This window comes from Mycobacterium heidelbergense (genome assembly GCF_050205645.1).
Classification (GTDB): Bacteria; Actinomycetota; Actinomycetes; order Mycobacteriales; family Mycobacteriaceae; genus Mycobacterium; species Mycobacterium heidelbergense_A.
The window spans coordinates 1-1,067 of record NZ_JBNMQT010000058.1; the positions used below are offsets into that span (position 1 = coordinate 1).

A 1,067-nucleotide genomic window follows, 5' to 3' on the forward strand; every position below is an offset into this window, starting at 1 on the left:
GGGAGGTCTTCCCATTGACCGAATCGTGGGTCGCCAATGCGGGCGTCGGCGGGGTCGGGCGGTTGCCCGCGCAGTGGGGGTTGCGGGGGCAGTGGGTCGCCAGGCTGCCAGTTGGCGGCACGGATGGTTGGGTCGTGTTTGCCCGGTGTGGTGGGGTCGTCGTCTGGGGAGTTTGGTTGGTCTTGGGGCACGATGTGGCGGTAGTCGGCGGCCGTGGTGGTGAGCCGGGCTGCCGCGGTTTTGTATTGCGTGGTGGTGGTGTTGATCTGGCTTTGCATGGCGGCCAGGTTTTGATCCATTGCGGCCACCAGCAGTTGGGAGCCGGCGGGGGTTTTGGCCATCGGCAACAGGGCCGCAGCTTGAGAGCGGGCTTGGTTGAGGATGGCACCTGAGCCAGCGCGGCCTTGGGCTCCGATGGCGGCTGCTTGGTTAGCGGCCCGGGTGGTTTCATCGTCGAGGCCCTGTACCCGGGTGTGGGCTTGCTGGTAGCGGTCGGTGGCCGTGTGGGCGCCGTCGGCTAAGGCGCTGATGCCGGAGGGCGCTGTGGGTGTCGAGGCTGTACCCGGACTCAACGATAGGTCGTTGCCGCCGCCGGTGGGGAACAAGTCGTGCGCACGCGTCAGCAGCCGTTCAACTCCCGTTACGAAGTCGGTAGCACTCATGGGTCAAAGTTAACCTGCCCGTCATCCTCCCGCTACGGTCGCGGGCACAAAGATGCTTGCGGCGGCGGTGTTTTGCGTCGGGAGGCCTGCCCGGGGTGGCCAGCTAGGAAAAGCTGGTTGTGGGCGCTGCTGGGGCCTAGGTGGGCCGGTCGACGGCACTTCGATGCCGGGGATGCGGCGGGGATTTCGCTGAGTCCCGTTGAACAACAACATTGGTTGTCGGCCGGCCTCACGGTTGCATTTGAGGCGGTGGCACGGATGTGTTGCACCTAAAGGGATCTGAGCAGGTTCGATTGGACTGACGGTGCTGGGCTGAGGCTTAGCGGAGGTTCGGTGCCGAGCTGTCGCCGTGTCCGCGGGTGGGTCGTTCAGGGTCGGCGGAACTTTCGCGAGCAGGTGGGGGTG

The 1,067-nt window shown here is 65.9% G+C and carries 1 pseudogene; it reads right to left on the minus strand.

Features of this window, described 5'->3' with window-relative positions:
- Positions 1 to 662 (minus strand): annotated as a pseudogene (locus ACQI5H_RS24560) (hypothetical protein); the annotation flags it as partial.
- Positions 663 to 1,067 lie beyond the last annotated feature (405 nt).